At 71.8% G+C, this 17,478-nt stretch carries 20 protein-coding genes; 8 read left to right on the top strand and 12 right to left on the bottom strand.

Annotated features, from left to right (window positions below):
* Positions 1–271: 271 nt before the first annotated feature.
* Positions 272–1,441 carry a steroid 3-ketoacyl-CoA thiolase gene (locus ABD350_RS09745; RefSeq protein WP_344347448.1) on the top strand — a complete coding sequence of 390 codons (1,170 nt, stop codon included), beginning with the start codon at positions 272–274 and terminating at the stop codon, positions 1,439–1,441.
* Here the strand turns inward: ABD350_RS09745 and ABD350_RS09740 are convergent.
* On the bottom strand, positions 1,425–1,688 hold the full coding sequence (locus tag ABD350_RS09740; RefSeq protein ID WP_344347447.1) for a DUF397 domain-containing protein: 264 nt from the start codon (positions 1,686–1,688) through the stop codon (positions 1,425–1,427). The two genes, ABD350_RS09745 and ABD350_RS09740, sit on opposite strands and share 17 nt — an antisense overlap.
* A complete protein-coding gene (locus ABD350_RS09735; RefSeq protein ID WP_344347446.1) occupies positions 1,669–2,496 on the bottom strand; it encodes a helix-turn-helix domain-containing protein in 828 nt (275 codons plus the stop codon). Before ABD350_RS09735 ends, ABD350_RS09740 begins: the two co-directional genes overlap by 20 nt.
* 130 nt (positions 2,497–2,626) lie before the next feature.
* Here ABD350_RS09735 and ABD350_RS09730 point away from each other — a divergent pair, with 130 nt between their 5' ends.
* Positions 2,627–3,019 (top strand): ATP-binding protein, encoded by a 393-nt coding sequence (locus ABD350_RS09730; RefSeq protein WP_344347458.1) that lies wholly within the window; start codon positions 2,627–2,629, stop codon positions 3,017–3,019.
* On the opposite strand, the gene ABD350_RS09725 is transcribed toward ABD350_RS09730, so the two are convergent.
* The 3 genes from ABD350_RS09725 to ABD350_RS09715 form a co-directional block, all read right to left on the bottom strand.
* On the bottom strand, positions 3,009–3,329 hold the full coding sequence (locus ABD350_RS09725; RefSeq protein ID WP_344347445.1) for a hypothetical protein: 321 nt from the start codon (positions 3,327–3,329) through the stop codon (positions 3,009–3,011). The two genes, ABD350_RS09730 and ABD350_RS09725, sit on opposite strands and share 11 nt — an antisense overlap.
* Before the next feature lie 122 nt (positions 3,330–3,451).
* Entirely contained in the window at positions 3,452–4,249 is a 798-nt protein-coding gene (locus tag ABD350_RS09720) for a DUF3472 domain-containing protein (protein WP_344347444.1), read from the bottom strand.
* A gap of 183 nt (positions 4,250–4,432) precedes the next feature.
* Positions 4,433–4,933, bottom strand: coding sequence for an RICIN domain-containing protein (locus ABD350_RS09715; protein WP_344347443.1), 501 nt, complete (start codon positions 4,931–4,933; stop codon positions 4,433–4,435).
* Positions 4,934–5,442: 509 nt separating this feature from the next.
* On the opposite strand from ABD350_RS09715, the gene proP reads away from it, so the two are divergent.
* On the top strand, positions 5,443–6,813 hold the full coding sequence (gene proP, locus ABD350_RS09710) for a glycine betaine/L-proline transporter ProP (RefSeq protein ID WP_344347442.1): 1,371 nt from the start codon (positions 5,443–5,445) through the stop codon (positions 6,811–6,813).
* Positions 6,814–6,993: 180 nt separating this feature from the next.
* Positions 6,994–7,665 carry an O-methyltransferase gene (locus ABD350_RS09705; RefSeq protein ID WP_344347441.1) on the top strand — a complete coding sequence of 224 codons (672 nt, stop codon included), beginning with the start codon at positions 6,994–6,996 and terminating at the stop codon, positions 7,663–7,665.
* Positions 7,666–7,698: 33 nt separating this feature from the next.
* On the opposite strand, the gene ABD350_RS09700 is transcribed toward ABD350_RS09705, so the two are convergent.
* Entirely contained in the window at positions 7,699–8,091 is a 393-nt protein-coding gene (locus ABD350_RS09700) for an FHA domain-containing protein (protein ID WP_344347439.1), read from the bottom strand.
* A 121-nt stretch (positions 8,092–8,212) separates the two neighbouring features.
* On the opposite strand from ABD350_RS09700, the gene ABD350_RS09695 reads away from it, so the two are divergent.
* Positions 8,213–8,653, top strand: a complete 441-nt coding sequence (locus ABD350_RS09695) for a DnaJ family domain-containing protein (protein ID WP_344347438.1) — start codon at positions 8,213–8,215, stop codon at positions 8,651–8,653.
* On the opposite strand, the gene ABD350_RS09690 is transcribed toward ABD350_RS09695, so the two are convergent.
* Positions 8,639–9,805: a hypothetical protein gene (locus ABD350_RS09690; RefSeq protein WP_344347437.1), complete on the bottom strand. Its 1,167-nt coding sequence runs from the start codon at positions 9,803–9,805 to the stop codon at positions 8,639–8,641. The two genes, ABD350_RS09695 and ABD350_RS09690, sit on opposite strands and share 15 nt — an antisense overlap.
* Before the next feature lie 5 nt (positions 9,806–9,810).
* The gene (locus ABD350_RS09685; protein WP_344347436.1) at positions 9,811–10,467 is read right to left on the bottom strand and encodes a hypothetical protein; all 657 of its coding nucleotides are present in this window, start codon (positions 10,465–10,467) and stop codon (positions 9,811–9,813) included.
* A 109-nt stretch (positions 10,468–10,576) separates the two neighbouring features.
* Between ABD350_RS09685 and ABD350_RS09680 the strand changes: the two genes are divergently transcribed.
* Positions 10,577–11,110, top strand: a complete 534-nt coding sequence (locus ABD350_RS09680; protein WP_344347435.1) for a GNAT family N-acetyltransferase — start codon at positions 10,577–10,579, stop codon at positions 11,108–11,110.
* Here ABD350_RS09680 and ABD350_RS09675 read toward each other — a convergent pair.
* Positions 11,103–13,148: a DHA2 family efflux MFS transporter permease subunit gene (locus ABD350_RS09675; RefSeq protein ID WP_382466782.1), complete on the bottom strand. Its 2,046-nt coding sequence runs from the start codon at positions 13,146–13,148 to the stop codon at positions 11,103–11,105. The genes ABD350_RS09680 and ABD350_RS09675 overlap by 8 nt on opposite strands.
* 127 nt (positions 13,149–13,275) lie before the next feature.
* Here ABD350_RS09675 and ABD350_RS09670 point away from each other — a divergent pair, with 127 nt between their 5' ends.
* Positions 13,276–14,163, top strand: coding sequence for a peptidoglycan-binding domain-containing protein (locus tag ABD350_RS09670; RefSeq protein WP_344347432.1), 888 nt, complete (start codon positions 13,276–13,278; stop codon positions 14,161–14,163).
* Positions 14,164–14,304: 141 nt separating this feature from the next.
* On the opposite strand, the gene ABD350_RS09665 is transcribed toward ABD350_RS09670, so the two are convergent.
* Both ABD350_RS09665 and ABD350_RS09660 read right to left on the bottom strand, forming a co-directional pair.
* Positions 14,305–14,973: an HAD-IA family hydrolase gene (locus tag ABD350_RS09665; RefSeq protein ID WP_344347431.1), complete on the bottom strand. Its 669-nt coding sequence runs from the start codon at positions 14,971–14,973 to the stop codon at positions 14,305–14,307.
* Positions 14,974–15,154: 181 nt separating this feature from the next.
* A complete protein-coding gene (locus tag ABD350_RS09660; RefSeq protein WP_344347430.1) occupies positions 15,155–15,736 on the bottom strand; it encodes a TMEM165/GDT1 family protein in 582 nt (193 codons plus the stop codon).
* 379 nt (positions 15,737–16,115) lie between these two features.
* Here ABD350_RS09660 and ABD350_RS09655 point away from each other — a divergent pair, with 379 nt between their 5' ends.
* Entirely contained in the window at positions 16,116–16,760 is a 645-nt protein-coding gene (locus ABD350_RS09655; RefSeq protein WP_344347429.1) for an HNH endonuclease family protein, read from the top strand.
* Between the two features lie 10 nt (positions 16,761–16,770).
* Here the strand turns inward: ABD350_RS09655 and ABD350_RS09650 are convergent, their stop codons facing one another.
* Positions 16,771–17,445 (bottom strand): DedA family protein, encoded by a 675-nt coding sequence (locus ABD350_RS09650; protein ID WP_344347428.1) that lies wholly within the window; start codon positions 17,443–17,445, stop codon positions 16,771–16,773.
* Positions 17,446–17,478: the final 33 nt, after the last annotated feature.

Genomic DNA, 17,478 nt, shown 5'->3' with positions numbered 1-17,478 from the left:
AAAGCCGACAGCACCCCATAACGCTTCCCGCACCCCCGCCCACCCGGCGGGGGTGCGCGCGTATGTCCGCGGAGGAAGCGTGGCGTGAACCGGCGCTGCGCCATCCGGCGCACACGCGTATGTTCCGGTGGATCCACGCGAGGGTGCGGCGGTTCCGGGATCCGTCCGACAAGACCCTTGCGGCGGCGGACATCGCGTCAGCAGACTGCCGGGGAGAACTAGAACACGTACTAGTTCTGGAGGAGAGCCCTCTCGGAGAGGACCCGCACCCATGGCCGCCGAACCCGTGATCGTCGAAGCCGTCCGCACCCCCATCGGCAAGCGCGGCGGCGCGCTCGCCACGCTGCACCCGGCCTGTCTGCTGGGCGAGACCTACCGCGAACTCCTCGGCCGCACCGGCATCCCCGCCGACGCGGTCGAGCAGATCGTCGGCGGCACGGCGACCCACGCCGGCGAGCAGTCCATGAACCCCGCGCGCACGGCCTGGCTGGCCATGGGCCTGCCCTACGAAACGGCCGCGTCCACGGTCGACTGCCAGTGCGGCTCCTCCCAGCAGGCCTCCCACATGGTGGCCAACATGGTCGCGGCGGGCGTGATCGACATCGGCATCAGCTGCGGAGTCGAGTCCATGACCCGGGTCCCGCCGGGCTCCGGCTCCAGGCACGGCTCCGGCAGACCCTTCCCGGACGAGTGGAACGTCGACCTGCCCCACCAGTTCGAGGCCGCCGAGCGCATCGCCCGCCACCGGGGCCTGACCCGCGAGGACGCCGACGCGCTGGGCCTGCTCTCCCAGCAGCGCGCCGCGCACGCCTGGGCGGAGGAACGCTTCAAGCGGGAGACCTTCGCCGTCCAGGTGCCCACCACGGAGGAGGAGCAGGACGCCGGTCAGGGCATGTGGCGCCTGGTCGACAAGGACGAGGGCCTACGGGACACCACCCCGGAGGCGCTGGCCGGTCTGAAGCCCGTCATGCCGACCGCCGTCCACACCGCCGGGAACTCGTCCCAGATCTCCGACGGCGCGGCGGCCATCATGTGGGCCTCCAAGCGGATGGCCCGCGCGCTGAAACTGAAGCCGAGGGCCCGGATCGTCGCCCAGGCCCTGGTCGGCGCCGACCCCCACTTCCACCTGGACGGCCCCATCGACGCCACCCGCGCCGTCCTCGGCAAGGCGGGCATGACCCTGAACGACATCGATCTCGTGGAGATCAACGAGGCGTTCGCCTCCGTCGTCCTGAGCTGGGCCCAGGTCTTCGAGCAGAACCTCGACAAGGTCAACGTCAACGGCGGTGCGATCGCCCTCGGCCACCCGGTCGGCGCGACGGGCGCCCGCCTCATCACCACGGCCCTGCACGAACTGGAGCGCGCGGACAAGGAGTTCGCCCTCGTCACCATGTGCGCGGGCGGCGGCCTGGCGGCCGGGACGATCATCCAGCGGCTGTAGCCGACGCCCAGGAGACGAAGCTGCCGAAGGCGGCGGGGCCGACGTTCAGCACCGGTCCCGCCGGGTTCTTCGAGTCACGGATGGCGACGGTGGTGGCGCAAGGGGGTTCGGCGACCTCCAGGCACTGGCCACCCTGGTCACCGCTGTACGAGGACTTCTGCCAGGTCAGGTCACCGAGGGGGGCGCACTCGACGCACTCACCGCCCTGGTCGCTGCTGTAGCTCGACTTACGCCACTTGCTCTCCATAGCGGTCCTCCATGACGCTTCGGATCAGTTCCGCCGACCTCTTGATCGAGAGAGCGGCGGCCTGGAGGTGATCGTAACGGAGCGAGCAGTCCTTGACGGTGTCCGGATTGGCCGTGGGGTACCCGCTCCCGTAGCTCTCGGTGTAGAGGATGGTCGGGTCGTCGGCGAAGCGGTAGAGGGTGAACGTGCCGGTCAGCCCCGCATGTGACCCCGCGTCGTACGGCAACACCTGGATGTTGATCCGGGGGTTGTCCTCGAAGGTCAACAGATGAGCCAATTGACCTCGCATGGTTTCCCGGTCACCGATTTGCAGGTGAAGCGCGGCCTCGCTGAGCACGGCCCAGAAGACAGGCGGGTTCTCCTTCTCGAAGACTTGCTGACGCGCCAGACGGACGGCGGTACGGTCGTCGAGCTTGTTCCGGTCCACCGCTCCGAGCACCGCACGCGCGTAGGCCGGAGTCTGGAGCAGACCGAGGACCATGTGCGTCTGGAACGAGCAGATCTCCACCGCCCGTACCTCAAGCTCAGCCACCTGCTGGAACCACGCGGGGAGTTGGCTTCGCATCACCAGCGGATGCAGTCGGGTCAGCAGCCCGCCCGTCCCCAGGGCCGCGTCCACCCGCTGACTGAACTCCAGGGTGGGCACTTTCCTGGCGGTCTCGACCTGACCGACAAGTGACCCGGTGTAGTTGGTGATCTGCCCTAGCTCCCGCTGTGTGAGGCCCGCCGCCTCCCGATACCGCCGCAGCTCGAAGCCGTAGTAGTGGAGCGGAGACGCGCCCGCGTCGAGGGTGCTGATGTTGGCCACAGTGGGGGACCCCTCTCACGCAACAGAGCCCACGTGGGGACTCGTTGTGTTCTTCCTGTAGCCGAGCGTAGTGAGATCAGGCCAGTCTCGTACCGTGAACCTGAATTTTCCCCACATTCCCCAGTACCGCATGGAAATCACGGTCGGCGAGCACTCCGTGCGCCACATCCGCCGGATCGTCCGCTCGCTGCTGCACGAGTGGGAACTGGAGCCGCTGACGTTCGCCGTGGAGCTGGGCGTGAGCGAGCTGGTCACCAACGTCGTACGGCATGTGCCCGACCGCCGCTGCCGGGTGGTCGTGGCCCGGCAGGCGGCGGGGGTCCGGGCCGAGGTCAGCGACGGCTTCGCCGCGCTGCCCCGGATGGAGACCGAGGTGGACGAGGAGTCCGAGGGCGGCCGGGGCCTGGCCCTGCTGGACGCCGTGGTGGACAAGTGGGGGGTGGCACCGGGCGCCGGCGGGAAGACCGTGTGGTTCGAGTGCCACGGCTGCCCCGCCGCGCCCGGTGAGGGGCTCAGGCGATGATGCGCACGGAGAGGGGGTTGTTGTAGGCCACCGCGCGGCCGGGGGGCAGATTGTCGATGAAGTTGGTGCAGTTGGCGTTGTAGAAGTAGCTCAGCGCCTTGTTCGTGTTGTTGGCGAGCAGTTGCGCACGGAAGCGGAGGTTGATGCAGACGTTGTCCGGCGGGTTGTCGATCCGGGCTTCCTGTCCGGAGGCGCTGAAGTACCGGATGTTCCCGGTGGCGGCCTCCGCACTGGAGGTCAGGCCGACGGCCAGGACGGCCGCGGTGCAGGCCGCCAGGGCGAGCCTGGCCGCATGTGCGATGCGGAGCATGGGTGGTGTCCCCTTTCCGTTCCAGCCCTCGAAAGGGGAATCCCACCGGTCGGGTGCATTGAAGGAGACAGACATGAACTATCACCTGAACCAGTGATAGTTCATGTCATAAGATGAAGGAATCAGCTGGAACCGACGCTTGACTCGACGGTGTAGCTTCCGGGGGCCGGTGTCGTCACCGTGTAGTCCGACACGTTCGAGCAGGTGTAGATTCCTTTGCCCGGCACGTTGGTGGCTTTGTGCGTGGACGCCTTGAATGCCAGCGGCTTTCCGTCGGCCTTGACGTCGGTGTACGAGACGGTCACCGCCGGGATGTCCGCACAGGTGCGGATACCCGCGAACTTCTCGATGAACGCGTCGGCGTAGTTGTAGAACCCCGTGAAGCCCTGGGGAACGCGCCAGGCTCCGATCGTCCGCTCTTTTCCGGTCGTCAGGTCCTTGATCGTGCCCGTGTAGGACACCCCGGCGTCGTCGCTCGTCTTCTTGGCGCTGATCGTGTACTTCCGGCCGACCGCGTACTCCAGGTCGTCGATGGAGCAGGTGACGCCCTGCCCGGCGTCGGCGCCCCCGTGGCAGTTGGAGTGGAGGGGCGTCGCACCGGCGCCGAAGAAGGAGAACCTCACCCCCGCCCTTCCGTTCGGGTGGGGCTGGATACCCGAATAGAACCCGCCCCCCTTCGCGTACACGAAGTGCGCGTAGTAGACGGAGTTGGTGGCCAGCGGTGTGCCGACCTGGACCGTGTACGCGTATTCGCTGAACTTCCCCGGGATGTCGTAGGTGAAGTTGATGAAATGCTGAGGGTTCCCGGCGCTGATCGACCCCGCACCGTCGGCGTGGGCGGTGCCCTGGGCGAGGACGAGTACGGCGGCTGCTCCGGCGGTCGCGGCAAGCCGGGCGTACCGCGGGGAGGAGTTCTTCATGGCGATCCCTCCAGGTGACCGATGGCCTTCCCCGCACGGCGAGGTCAGCGCTCGTCGCCGTAGGGGAAGGCGTGGACGGCGGGGGGCTGGATCTGCCACTTCACCCGCATCAACACTGTGGCCCGGGCCGTGGCCGGTCGCACGTCGACCTTGGACCGGGTGAAGCCGGTGCGGTTCGCGTGATCACCCGGCGCGCTTGATCCACTGCTGTTCCTGGTCCCCGTACGCGCATTCGACGAGCTCGACCGGACCGTTCAGCCGGGTGGCGGCGAGGCATTTGCCCTGCGCGTTGTTCCGGTAGACCCAGCGGTTGCCGCCCACGGCGACCTGGGTCCACCGCGTGACCGACCCGTTGTTGTCGCAGTTCTGCATGGACACTTCGGCGATGCCGTTGAACACGGCGGCGGCGCACAGGTCCCGCCCGCCGATCTCCTGCGTGATCTGGACGGTGTTGCCGCCCTCGGGGTTCACCTCCCACACCTGGTTCGGCCCGCCGTGCCGGTCGTAGACCAGGACGCTGGAGCCCTCTCCCCGGCCGGCGTCGTTGTCGAGGACGTACCCGGGGTTGGCGACGTTCTCCAGCACCAGCCCGGACTGTGCCGCCGCCTGCCCCGTCAGGACGGGGGAAGCCAGAAGCCCGGCACCGATCAGCGCGACGACCGCGCGTGTCCTGGTCCTGTTCACGGATGACTCCTTCACTCCTGTCCGCTGCTGCGGGGTGAGCCTTGCCCGCGAGCGGCCGGGACCAGGCACGGCCTCGCCCGCCGTCACCTGAAGTCGGTACGTTCCAGGGCCGGGTGGCGCCCCGGGGCCGGTGCCGGGAGGGCGCCGGGCGGGGCCGGCGGGAAGAGCCAGAAGCCCACCAGGGCGAGCAGGGTGGCGGGCGGCGAGGATGCACGCAGGCAACCCCCCGTTAACCCGACCTGTGCCGCCATATGTCCGGATCGGCGCGGTCCCCCGTGGCTCCGGTTGCAGGTCGAGGGCGCGATAAGGATCACATTGACCAGCAGGAATGATCTCGGGTGAGGGGGCAGACGTACCTGCGTACCCGCGGTTTCGCTGCACTGTGCACCTAAACGCATACAGCACGTAAGGCACAGAAGCCGCCTATGGTCGATTTTCGGCCCACGCACGTCACCGTTGCCGTCGGCGGGCCCGACCCTGTCCCCGTCGAAAGGTAGGCGAGCCCCGTTTTGGCGACCGCCACTGCCGTCACCCCGCGTCCGACGACCCTCCGGGCCGCCAAGGCCCGCAATGTCACCGTCACCGACCCCGCCCTGGTCAGGCGCGCCGTGAAGGCGGCAGCGCTCGGCAACGCCATGGAGTGGTTCGACTTCGGTGTCTACAGCTACATCGCGGTCACCCTGGGCAAGGTCTTCTTCCCCTCCGGCAACCCCACCGCGCAGTTGCTGTCCACCTTCGGTGCCTTCGCGGCGGCCTTCCTGGTCCGTCCGCTGGGCGGCATGGTCTTCGGGCCGCTGGGCGACCGCATCGGCCGCCAGAAGGTCCTCGCCCTGACGATGATCATGATGGCGGCGGGCACGTTCGCCATCGGCCTGATCCCGTCCTACTCGCTGATCGGCGTCGGCGCGCCGATCCTGCTGCTGGCCGCCCGGCTGGTGCAGGGCTTCTCCACCGGCGGCGAGTACGCGGGCGCCTCCACCTTCATCGCCGAGTACGCGCCGGACAAGAAGCGCGGCTTCTTCGGCAGCTGGCTGGAGTTCGGCACGCTCGCCGGCTACATCGGCGGCGCGGGCCTGGTCACCCTGATGACCGCCCTGCTGTCCTCCGAGGACCTGCTCTCCTGGGGCTGGCGCATCCCGTTCCTGATCGCGGGCCCGATGGGCATCATCGGCCTGTACCTGCGGATGCGACTGGAGGAGACCCCCGCCTTCGCCGCGCAGCTGGAGAAGGCCGAGGCCCGCCCCAAGGTGCCGCTGCGCGACATGGTCGCGGGCCAGTGGAAGGCGCTGCTGATCTGCATGGGCCTGGTGCTGGTCTTCAACGTCACCGACTACATGCTGCTGTCGTACATGCCCAGCTACCTCACCAGCGAGCTGAAGTACGACGAGACCCACGGCCTGCTGGTCGTGCTCGGCGTGATGGCCCTGATGATGATCGTCCAGCCGTTCGCCGGCGCGCTCACCGACCGCATCGGCCGCCGCCCGGTGATCGCGGCGGGCTGCGCGGGCTTCCTGCTGCTGTCCGTCCCGGCCCTGCTGCTGATCCGCCAGGGCAGCCTGCTCGCGGTCGGCCTCGGCATGGCCGCGCTGGGCCTGCTGCTGGTGTGCTTCACCGCCGCCATGCCGGCCGCGCTGCCCGCGCTCTTCCCGACCCGGGTGCGCTACGGCTCCCTGTCCATCGGCTTCAACGTCTCCGTGTCCCTGTTCGGCGGTACGACCCCGCTCGTCGTGACCGCGCTGATCGGGGCCACCGGGAACATGATGATGCCCGCGTACTACATGATGGCCGCCGCCGTCGTGGGCGGCTTCGCCGTCTGGCGCATGTCGGAATCGGCGGGCCGCCCCCTGCCGGGCTCGGCCCCGTCGATCGAGGCCGGCTGACCGCTCCCGCGTACCGTTCAGGGGCCCGCGGCCGGATTCGTCCGGCCGCGGGCCCCTGCCGTGCCCGGGGGCGCCGCCGGCTGCCGGCTAACTCCTCCGTTCGCGGGCGTCTGCTGGGATCATCGGACGTGCAGGGCGTAAACAGCCTCCGGAAGACACTCGGGAAAGGCAGCAGGCGCTATGAGCGGGTCGCAGCTCTGGGTCGACGTCGACGACTACTTCACCAGCCATCTCTCACCGGACGACGAGGCGCTGCGGGCGGCCCTGCGGGACAGCGAGACCGCCGGGCTGCCCCCGATCGCGGTCACGGCCGCACAAGGCAAACTCCTCCAGCTGCTCGCCCTCGCGCAGGGCGCCCGGCACGTGCTGGAGATCGGCACGCTCGGCGGCTACAGCACGATCTGGCTGGGCCGCGCCCTGCCGGAGGACGGCAGACTGATCACGCTGGAGTACAACGCCAAGCACGCCGACGTGGCCGTCCGCAACATCTCCCGCGCCGGACTGGAACGGATCGTGGAGGTGCGGGTCGGCCCGGCCCTGGAATCGCTGCCCAAGCTCGCCGACGAGAACCCGGCCCCCTTCGACCTCGTGTTCGTCGACGCGGACAAGGCGAACAACCGGCACTACGTGGAGTGGGCGCTCAAGCTCACCCGGGCGGGCAGCCTGATCATCCTGGACAACGTGGTGCGCGAGGGCCGGGTGGCCGACGCCCGCAGCACCGAACCGGACGTGGTCGGCACCCGCGCCGCGCTCGAACTGATCGCCTCGCACCCCCGGCTGTCCGGTACGGCCATCCAGACCGTCGGCCTCAAGGGCTACGACGGCTTCGCGCTGGCACGGGTGCAGGACTGAGGGGCCCCGCCGTACGGTTCACGCCTCCGCGGTTCACACCTCGTGGAAGAACCCGACGCCGACGCTGCGCGGCCCGGAGCGTTCCTGGACGACGATCTCGCCGGCCCCGCCGCGCGGCAGCGGCACGGTCGCGCCGTAGCCGACGGCCTGGACGTGCGGGCCGTGGGTGAGCCGGACCTCGGAGGCGGGGTCGGGCCGGGAACCGCGCAGCCAGGTCAGGTGCCAGGTGCCGTCCGGGGCGCAGCGGAACTCCAGGTGGACCCGGGAGACGAACAGCCAGTCCTCGGGGGTGACCAGCCGGCACACCGCCGCGTCCCGGCCGACCCGCAGCGCGGTGCCGGGCTCGCTGGGCACCTCCGTCAGCGTCATGCCGGCCGTGGCACCCGCGTCCGCCCCCGAGACGGCGACCATGGTGAGTTCGAGCACGAGCGCTCCCCCTGAAACGTCCGAAACGTCCTTGTACGGCGGTGGGTTGCGGCGGGCGGGCCGCCGTACCGTCGCCGCATGATAAGGCGCCCGGCACGGTGGCGTCCGGCACAATGGACCCATGACCGAGCGAAAGCCACCAGGCGTTCCGTTCGACTCCTGGGCGGACAGACAGATCCGCGACGCGCAGGGGCGCGGGGAGTTCGAGGGGCTGCCGGGGGCGGGGGCGCCGCTGCCTGCGGAGGTCGACTCCACGTACGACGAGCTGTGGTGGGTCAAGCGGAAGATGGCCCGGGAGGGGCTGGCCTTCCTGCCGCCCGCGCTGGCGCTGCGCAAGGAGGCGGAAGACGCCCTCGCGGCGGCCTACGCGGCGCCCTCGGAGCGGATCGCCCGCAAGCTGATCGAGGACGTCAACGTCAGGATCCGCGACATGATGTTCAAGCCGCCGCCCGGCCCGCCGCTGGGGAAGAAGCCGTACGACGTCGAGGAGGTCGTACGGCAGTGGCGGCAGCGCAGGGCTGCCGCCGGTGGCACGGACGCGCCGGACTCAGCTGTGCAGTAGCCGTTCGGCCAGTTCCCGGTAGTCCCGCAGGGCGAGCCGCAGTTGCTCGGTGTCGGTCTCGGCGCCGGGTCCGCGTTCCTCGGTGCCCTCCCAGGACATCCGCAGGGTCCGGCGGCGGCGCTTCACCGCCTCGCTGAACCGGGCGGCGATCTCCTCCAGGGTCCTGTCGGCCCGCTCCACGGCCCCCTTCGGCTGCTCCACGAACCCCCCGACCGCCTCCCGCATCCGCCGCTCCCACTCCTGCACTTCCTCTCGCGCGAGCAACGGGGAGCCCTGCCCGGAGGGGGTGGTGGCGGGGGTACCGGTGGCGGAGGTGTCGGTGGTGGGGGTGGTGTCCGAGCGGTGCGCTGCGCGGGCCGGGGCGCCCGGTGCCGTGGGCCAGGTGTCGCGGCCCGGGGTGTCGGTCGTCGTCGCCTCGCGCCGGGAGGCCCCGCCGGGCGCGGGCGCGCCCAGACCGTTCTCGGGCATCCGGTCCTCCTCCGAGATCGCTTCCCGCTCCGCCCGGTGACTGGCCCCGAACCCCTCGTCGGCACCGGCCCCCAGGTCCTCCGTACCGGGCCGCAGCCCTTCCGTACCGTGCCACTGCCCGGCCTGCTCGGTACCGCGCCACTGCCCGGTCTCCTCCGCACCGCGCCACTGCCCGGCCCCGCCTCCCGCCGGTCCCGGGGGTGGCGCCGGGGTGTCCTCGGGGCTGCGGTCGTCGCCGGTCAGGCCCTCACGGCCGGGCCCGACGGCTCCGGGAAGCCGCCCGCCCACCGGTCCGGTACCGCCCGCGTCCGGGGTCCGGGGATCTGCCGGGCCCTTACCGCTCGTGTCCGGGGTCAGGCCGCCTGTGGTTTCCGCGTCCGGGATCCGGCCGCGTGCCGAGCCCGTTCTTCCGGCTTCCGTGTCCCGCGTGCCCGCGCCCTCGCTCTCGCCCGAGATCCAGCCCGCTGTCCCCCCGCGCGGGGTCTCCGCCCGGCCGGGTTCGCCCGGGAGGCGTTCCTCCGGGCGGAGCCTTCTCGGGGTGCGGTGGCCCGGAGCCGCGTCGCCCGGGGACCATTCGTCGGTGTCCGGGGAGTCCTGTTCCGGTGTCCATTCCTCGCCCGGAGCCCGGGAGAGGCGCTCGGTGCGGTGGCGGTCGTCGCCGGGGCCGCTCGTCCTGTCCCGCATGGCGCTCAGCTCTCCTTCGGTCGGCTCCGGTGCAGGGCCCACGGCGTGTGGGAGCGGGCGTGGGTGCGGCCGCCGTCGGACGGGGTGGCGCGGCCCGTGCCCGCCGGGGCCCGGTGCCGGCCGTGCTCGCTGCTGCTCAGGTCGTCGAAGAGGGCGCGCGCCCCGAGCAGCGCCGAACGCAGTTCCTCGGTACCGCCGCCCGTGCGGGCCACCCGGTGCAGACGCCGGTAGCCGTCGACATGGTCGGCGTGGTGCACGGACAGCGCGTCGACCTGCTCCTCGTAGCGCCCGCCGTCGGCGTAGCCGCGCGCCGCCGCGAGCTGCGCCAGCAACCGGTCGGCCTCGGCCACCGCCTCCTGCGGCGAGTCCACGAAGCGTTCCTGCACGGCCGCCCAGAGATCCGCGTACCGCTGCCGCTCGGCCCCGTCCAGCGGGCGTTCCCGCAGGTCACCGTGGCGTTCGAGGCGCTCGCCCAGTTCCCGTTCGGCCGCCTTGGTGTCCCCGTCGTGCAGGGCGACGGCCCGCTCGTACTCCGGCCCGAAGCGCCGCTTCAGGCTCGTCCCGCCGCGCCGGCCACGGCCTCGCCAGGCGACGAGCCCGGCCGCGCCGAGGACCACGACCGCGGCGATCACGATCAGCAGAATGATCAGCCAAGTGGACATGGTTGCCTTCCGACCCCTTCCGATCGGACCGGCTCCGCCGGCCGGTTCACCCCCCGGGTGACCCGGAACCCGGTCCACAAACGACGGCCCGCACCCCACAATGGCCGCCATGACGTGGACGATCACCGCCGAACCGTACGACTCCCCGGCCGCCGCCGCACTCTGGCGGGCCTACTACACGGAGGTCAGCGACCGCTGGTACCTGCTGCACGAGGGCCGCCGCACCGACCCCGGCGAACTGGAGCGGGAGATCGCGGCGAACCCGGGCGCCGAACTCGCCCCGCCCGCCGGGTGCCTGCTGGTCGGACGGTACGACGGCACCCCCGCCGGCACCGCGGGCATACGGCTGCTGGACGCGGACACCGCCGAGCTGACCCGGGTGTTCGTGCTGCCCGAGCGGCGCGGCCGGGGCGGGGCCCCGCTGCTCGTGGCCGCCGCCGAGGTGCGCGCCCGCCTGCTGGGCGCCCGGCGGATCGTCCTGGACACCCGCGGCGACCTGGTCGAGGCCCGCGCCCTGTACGCCCGCCTCGGCTACACCGAGACCGCCCCGCACAACACCGAGCCCTACGCCGAGCACTGGTTCCGCAAGGAGCTGGGGTCGGATCCGGTCCCGGTACCGGAGTCGGCCGACCTCCTCAGCTGATCTTCGCGAGCGTGCTCCCGTTGTGCGGGCGTTCGCGTTCGGCGCCGCACAGTTCGCCGGTGAGGTCGTGGACCAGCCGGGTCAGGTCCGCCGGGCGGCCGGGCCGCCACCAGTCGCCGAGCAGGGCGGCCAGCGACTCCTCGCGGGCCGCGGCGAGCCGTTCGGCGACCTCCCGGCCGGTGTCGGTCAGCACCAGGTCCAGTCCCCGGCGCTCGGCGAGCCGCCGCTCCTCCACCTGGCGGGCGGCGGCCATGACCGCCTGGAGCGGAACCGCGCTGCGCTCGGCCAGCACGGCGGGTTCCACGGAGCCGTAGCGGCGGATGCGCAGCAGCAGCCAGCCCGCGGCGGGCAGCAGGTCGTACCCGGCCCGTTCGATGATCCTCCGGTGGATCTCGCGGCGGCCCTCACGGGTGCCCAGCACGGACAGGGCCCGGCAGCACTCGTCGTAGGAGGAGCGCTCGACCGGGTTGGGCGGGATCGTCTCGGAGACGTCCGGCGCGGTGACCGAGCCGCGCAGCCGGTCCTCCTTCAGGAACCACGCCAGCAGGAAGCCGAGGAGGGCGACGGGGGCGGCGTAGAGGAAGACGTCGGTGATGGCGGAGGCGTAGGCGTGCAGGGCGGCCTGGCGCGGCGCGGGCGGCAGGGCGGCGATCCCCCGCGGGTCCGACTTCAGCGCGTCGGCGCCGACGCCCGGCGGCAGCCGTACGCCCCGGAAGGCGTCGGCGAGCTTGTCGCCGAGGCGGCCGGCGAAGACCGTGCCGAAGAGGGCCACGCCGAAGGAGGCGCCGATGGAGCGGAAGAAGGTGGCGCCGGAGGTGGCGACGCCGAGATCCTCGTAGGAGACGGCGTTCTGCACGATGAGGACCAGTACCTGCATGACCAGGCCGAGCCCGAGGCCGAAGACGAAGAAGTAGGTGCTCATCACGGCGGTGCCGCCGTGCTCGTCGAGCCGGGCCAGGAGCAGCAGGCCGAGCGTGGTGACGGCGGTGCCCGCGACCGGGAACACCTTCCAGCGGCCGGTGCGGCTGACGATCTGCCCGGACACCGTGGACGACAGCAGCAGGCCGAACACCATGGGCAGCATGTGCACGCCGGACAGGGTCGGGGTGACACCGTGCACGACCTGGAGGAACGTCGGCAGATAGGTCATCGCGCCGAACATGGCGAAGCCGACGACGAAGCTGATGACGGACGCCAGGGTGAAGGTGCGGACCCGGAACAGCTTCAGCGGCAGCACGGGTTCGGCGGCCCGCCGCTCCACGGCGACGAACGCCGCGGCGAGGACGACGCCCAGCACGGCGAGCCCGATGATCCGCGCCGAGCCCCAGGCCCAGGTCGTACCGCCGAGCGAGGCGACCAGCACCAGGCAGGTGGCGACGGCGGCGATCAGGAAGGTGCCGAGGTAGTCGATGACGTGGTGCGCGGCGCGGCGTGGCAGGCGCAGCGCCACGGCGATCACGGCGAGCGCGACGACGCCGACGGGCAGGTTGACGTAGAACACCCAGCGCCAGCTGAGGTGCTCGGTGAACAGCCCGCCGAGCAGCGGCCCGAGCACGCTGGTGGCGCCGAACACGGCACCGAACAGCCCCTGGTAGCGGCCGCGTTCGCGGGGCGGGACGAGATCGCCGACGATCGCCATGGACAGCACCATCAGCCCGCCGCCGCCCAGGCCCTGGAGCGCCCGGAAGGCGATGAGCTGGGGCATGTCCCGGGCCAGGCCGCACAGCGCGGAACCGACCAGGAAGATCACGATGGCGGTCTGGAACAGCCGTTTGCGGCCGTACTGGTCGCCGAGCTTGCCCCACAACGGGGTCGCGGCGGTGGACGCCAGCAGATAGGCGGTGACGACCCAGGAGAGGTGTTCCAGGCCGCCCAGGTCGCTCACGATGGTCGGCAGCGCGGTCGAGACGATGGTCTGGTCCAGGGCGGCCAGCAGCAGGCCGAGCAGCAGCGCGCCGATCGGGACCAGCACGCTGCCCGGAACGTGCTCGCCGCCGCGGGTGTGCTCGGCCGCCGTGCCGTGCGTGTCCAGGGCCATGGGGTCCTCCCGGGGCTCGGGTGCACCTTCCATCGTGATCTGTGTGTCCGGTTATGGCCTGTCGAGTCCTGCGGAGACGGCGCTCCTCGGCATAACCTCTGAAGTTCCCGAGGGGAGGGGGACAGGCGTGACGGGAGACGTGGCGGGAGATCGGGGCACCGCATGCCCGGAGTGCGGGACGCCGAGGGGGCCGGACCACACCCCGGCGTGCGACTGCACCGAGCGCGCGGCCGCGGCACTGCGCGAGACACGCACGGCGGAGGCGGCGGCGGCGGAGGACTTCGACCCGCTGCGGATACGGCCGTACGTCACGGCGGCACCGGCGACGACGGCCCGGCCGCCACTGCACACCGACTTCCCCGAACCCCCGCCCCCGCCGGCCCCGGCCCCGCAGCCGCAGCCGCCGGCCCCCGAGGAGCCCGAGGCCCCCGGACCCCGCTCCCGCCGCACGGTAGTGCTGGCGGGCGGGGGCCTCGGTGTCGCGCTGCTGGCGGCGGCCGTCCTCGCCCTGGTCTCCTACCGGACCCCGACCCACGACCGGACGGCCCAGGAGATCAGACAGAGCATCCCGGCCAGGCCGACGCAGGCCCCGGCGTCCTCCCCGGCACCGGCGCCCCCGGCGGCCCCGCCCGCTGCCCTGCCGTCCTCGCCGGCCCCGCCCACCCCGACGCCATCACCGACCAGCGCCTCGCCGACCCCGTCCGCCTCCGCGTCCCCGACGCCCACCCGGACCCCGACGCGCACGCCGTCCCCCACGGCGACGGCCACCTCGCCGACGACACCGGCGACGGCCCCGGTGCTACGGCGCGGCGACACCGGCCCGGAGGTGACCGAACTCCAGCAGCGCCTGCGCCGGCTGAACCTCTACGGCGACCGCGTCGACGGCACCTACACCCGCCCCGTGGAAGACGCCGTACGCAACTACCAACTGGCCCGGGGCATCAAGGAAGACCCCCTGGGCGAATACGGCCCGGCGACCCGGAGAAGCCTGGAACTGGAAACGAGGGACGCCTGAGACGCCCCTGAAGGGGCGCGGGGCCGTATCCGATATGCGGCTCCGCCGCGTGGGCGCGACAAGCCACGACGCACCCGCACCCGACAACGAACCCGCACCGCGCCCAAGGGCACGGCACCGCCGGAAACGCCGTGGGCGCCGTCAGCCGATCCGCAGGAGAACCGTTCCGTCGGCCCCGGCCTCCACCCGTACCCGGGTGAGGTCCGGCACGGCCACGTCCGGCTCGTGGACGACCGCCCGCGGCCCGACCCCCACGACCCGCATCCCCGCGGCGCGCCCCGCCGCGATCCCCGCGCCGGAGTCCTCGAACACGACACAGTCGGCCGGAGCGATCCCCAGCTCGGCCGCGCCCTTCAGGAAACCCTCGGGGTCGGGCTTGCTCGCGCCGACCGACTCCGCGGTGATCCGGACCGCCGGCATCGCCAGCCCCGCAGCGGACATGCGCGCGGTCGCCAGCCCGACGTCGGCCGAGGTCACCAGCGCGTGGGGCAGCCCGGCCAGCGACGTGAGGAACGCCCCGGCACCGGGCACCTCGACCACGCCCTCGGTGTCGGCGGTCTCCTCGGCGAGCATCCGCTCGTTCTCCGCGAAGTTCTCCTCCATCGGCCGGTCGGGCAGCAGCAGGGCCATGGAGGCGTGCCCCTGCCGGCCGTGGATGACCTTCATCACCTGGTCGCCGTCCAGCCCGTGCCGTCCGGCCCAGCGCCGCCAGATGCGCTCGACCACGGCGTCCGAGTTGACGAGGGTGCCGTCCATGTCGAGCAGGAGGGCACGGCAGGTGAGGACGGTGGGCGTGGCGGTGGCCGGCATCGGCAGCTCCAGAAGGGAGGAAGGCCCGTGTCGGGAAAGACTGCGGGAGGGACAAGGCGGCCCCGCCCGCCGGTCAGGGAAAACGGGCGGGAGCCACTTTGTTTTTCCACGGTACAAAACGGCTCCGGGTTTCCGCCACCGCCCCGGCCGGTATTCACCACCCGTTCGCCCGCCCGACCGCTCAGCCGGCCACCGCCTCCCACAGGCTCCACACGCCGAGCGCCAGCATCAGCACGGCCGCGATCTGCGTGATCAGCCGCAGCGGCACCCGCTTCATCAGGGCCTTTCCGCCGACGATGCCGAGCCCGGCGACGGCCCACAGACCGAGCACCGCGCCGAGGCCGACCGAGATCGGGTCGTCGTAGCGGGCGGCGAGGTTGGCGGTCATGATCTGGGTGAGATCGCCGAACTCGGCGACCAGGATGAGCATGAAGCCGGTGCCCGCCACCTTCCAGAAGGACTGGTCGGCGGGCTTCTTGACCTCTTCCTCGTCCTCGCCCTTCTTCAGCAGGAGCATCGCGGCCCCGCCGAGGAAGAGCACGCCGGTGAGGGCGTGCACGATCTGCTGCGGCAGCAGGGTGAGCACGCTGCCGGCCGCGACGGCGAGCACGACGTGCAGCAGGAAGGCCGCGGCGACGCCCGCGAAGACGTACGAGGCGCGGTAGCGGGTGCCGAGCACGAGACCGGCGAGCGCGGTCTTGTCCGGCAGTTCGGCGAGGAAGACGACGCCGAAGACGAGCGCCGTCACGGTGATACTGATCAAGGGTCCTCAATCGGTCGGGCTGCCCCACCGAGAGTGCGGTACGTCACGCGATGACACCTCGGCACGGCAGCGCACTTCTCGCCCGCGCCGGTCGGGGCACGGGCGTGCACTGCTTGCCGAAGGTCTCGCTGGCGGCTCCTGTCGGAGGCCGCCTCCGGGCGCCGGCTCAGGCTCGCTGAGCAGTATGTCGACGGTCCGGCGAAGAGCTACTCCCCTTCTGCGCCTCCCATCGTACGGGATGTGAAAGTTCTGTCGTCAACCTTGTTTTGACATGATCACGTCATTATCTTCTCACCAAACGCTCATCCGCCGGCCACCCCTCATCGCGAGCATTCCCCCGCTCGCGCTCAACACCCACAACTCCAGAGGGAGTTCACGCATGCCCACGTTCTACGCGCGTCGACGGACGAGCGTCCTGGCGGCCCTCACCGGCCTCATCGCCTCCGTCGCCCTGTTCAACTCGCCGAACGCCTCCGCCGCCCTGCCCACGCCGGTCAGCGCCGCCACCGCGCGGGGCTACCTCGCCGAGCTGACCGTGGCCACGGAGAACCGCACCGGCTACAGCCGCGACCTGTTCCCGCACTGGATCACCGTCAGCGGCACCTGCAACACCCGCGAGACGGTCCTGAAGCGGGACGGCACGAACGTCGTCACCGACTCCTCCTGTGCCGCGACCGGCGGCAGCTGGTACTCGCCGTACGACGGCGCGACCTGGACCGCCGCGTCCGACCTCGACATCGACCACCTCGTCCCGCTGGCCGAGGCCTGGGACTCCGGCGCCGGCAAGTGGACCACGGCCCAGCGACAGGCCTTCGCCAACGACCTCACCCGGCCGCAGCTGATCGCCGTGACCGACAACGTCAACCAGGCGAAGGGCGACCAGGACCCGGCCACGTGGATGCCGTCGCGGTCGGCGTACGTGTGCACGTACGTGCGGGCGTGGACGCAGGTGAAGTACTACTACGGCCTGTCGGTGGACTCGGCCGAGAAGAGCGCGCTGACGAACTACCTGGCGAGCTGCTGAGTCCGTTCGCCTACTCACCGCAGGGGTGCGGGTGCGCGGCGGCCACGGGGTCGGGGTGGCCGATCGCGTCGTTGCCCGCGCCCCTTCGGGGACGCATCAGGAAACCCGCCGCCGCGCCCGCGCCGAACAGCGCCGCCACCGACACTCCCGTGGCGAGCCAGGTCGCGCCCAGCCACTGGGCGCCGTAGTAACCGAGGGCCACGCTGTACGCGGCCCAGGACAGGCCCGCCAGGGCGGACCAGGGCAGGAAGTCGCGGGCGCGGCGGTGGGCGGCGCCCGCGCAGAAGGAGACGACCGAGCGGCCGGCGGGGGCGAAGCGGGCCAGGACGACCAGCGCGCCGCCGCCGCGGGCGAGGGCGTCACCGAGACGTTCCTGCGCGGAGGTGAGCCTGCGGGAGCGGGCTATCGCCCGGTCCAGCCGCTCGCCGCCGCGCCAGGCGAGGCGGTAGGCCACCAGGTCGCCGAGGACCGAGGCCGTCGCGGCGGACAGGATCAGGGCCAGGATGTCCGGCACCTCGTGCGCGACCTGACCGGCCGCGCCGGTGCCCGCCGCCGCCGCCGTACCCGCCGTGATGACCAGCACTCCGCTGGGCAGCACCGGCAGGAACACGTCAAGCAGCACCGAGACGGCCACCACGGCGTAGATCCATGGCCCGGCCGCCAGCGACCCCACGCTTTCCCACACGACGACTCCTGACATTCCCCCGTTGACAGCTGT

This window comes from Streptomyces nogalater, from assembly GCF_039532885.1.
GTDB lineage: Bacteria > Actinomycetota > Actinomycetes > Streptomycetales > Streptomycetaceae > Streptomyces > Streptomyces nogalater.
The sequence above is the reverse complement of the archived record's forward strand: the minus strand, read 5'-3'. Positions and strand labels throughout refer to the sequence as shown.